This is a genomic window from Mycobacterium sp. TH-M106 (genome assembly GCF_057473765.1).
In genome coordinates this window covers 1-1,099 of record NZ_JBYCLE010000495.1, presented here as the reverse complement: position 1 = coordinate 1,099, position 1,099 = coordinate 1, and the positions used below count along the sequence as shown (strand labels likewise).

The following is a 1,099-nucleotide window of genomic DNA, read 5'->3' as shown; positions in this document are numbered from 1 at the left end:
ACACGGGATTTCAGTGCATTAACACGCGCATTTAGAGATGCATATAGTCGCGCATAGTCGACCTGCGGAAGGGCCGGTTCGCAGTGTGCCAAGAAGTGCCGCCATCACTGTGGGAGGTCACTGAATTAGGGGCTACGACAACCGGTCAGCGGTTTCGGCGCGCGCCGCGAGGTGTGTGTTCGTTGGGCACGCCCTGTGGTGCAACCACAGCAGCAGATAGCACCAATTACTTTGCGCCACAGGTGATTCGGCATTCCGGATGACGTCGTGCCGAAAACCGACCCGGGGCCGCACGACAATTGTTGAACCATGTCATCCCTGAAGGGGTGGGACTGTGTCAAGACGCAGCGCCCGCAGCGTAGCGAGGACGAACGGTCTTGTCGTCGACCCGTGCCGATGCATCCTTCGGCGGATGCCTGGGCCCGCGGATTGATCGCGCACGCCAGGCCAACCCTCTACCGGTGATGAGGATGGGTGACCGACCGGAGCTCAAGGCTGGGGATCCCAGCGAAGTCCGCTCGGTTACATGTGTAGAGCGGCAACCCATGCGCGATCGCGCTCGCCGCGATGAGTGCGTCGTAAGCCCGCCCAGCGGCCTTACGACCCGATGCGCGCAGTGCGGCCGCGACGGCGCCGAATGCCCGAGCGCAATCGCCGTCGAAGGGGAGAACGTCGAAGTCCGCCTCGGCCTGCTGCAGGTGCTGCTGGCGGGCACTGCGCTCGGTATCGTCGCGCGCTAGGTGTGGACCTACGGAAAGTTCGGCGAGCGTTATCGCGCTGATCACCGATTCGTCAGGAAGCTCGGATGGGTCGGATATCTGGCCGAGGAGAATCACCGTCGAGGTGTCCAGCATCCCTTGGCTCGAAGCTTCGATCACAGCGACGGGTCGATCAGATTGTCGATGTCGCGCCGGAGCGTATCTGGGCTTACCTGCGGAAGATTCTTGCGGCGCCGAATGAGTTCGGCCGGGCCGGCGCTGGTTCGGGGCAGGGGGCGGAGCTCAGCCACCGGCGCACCGTCGCGAGTGACGACGATCCGTTCGCCGTGCTCGACGCGGCGCAGGACTGCCCCTCCGTTGTTCCGGAGATCGCGCACCGT

The 1,099-nt window shown here is 64.0% G+C and carries 2 protein-coding genes; both read right to left on the bottom strand.

From position 1 onward, the window contains the following. Nucleotides 1–455: 455 nt before the first annotated feature. Nucleotides 456–878 (bottom strand): PIN domain-containing protein, encoded by a 423-nt coding sequence (locus AC2VOP_RS17485; RefSeq protein WP_486962136.1) that lies wholly within the window; start codon nt 876–878, stop codon nt 456–458. Next, on the bottom strand, nt 875–1,099 hold a 225-nt coding region (locus AC2VOP_RS17480), incomplete at its 5' end, for a type II toxin-antitoxin system Phd/YefM family antitoxin (protein WP_486962135.1). The genes AC2VOP_RS17485 and AC2VOP_RS17480, both read right to left, overlap by 4 nt.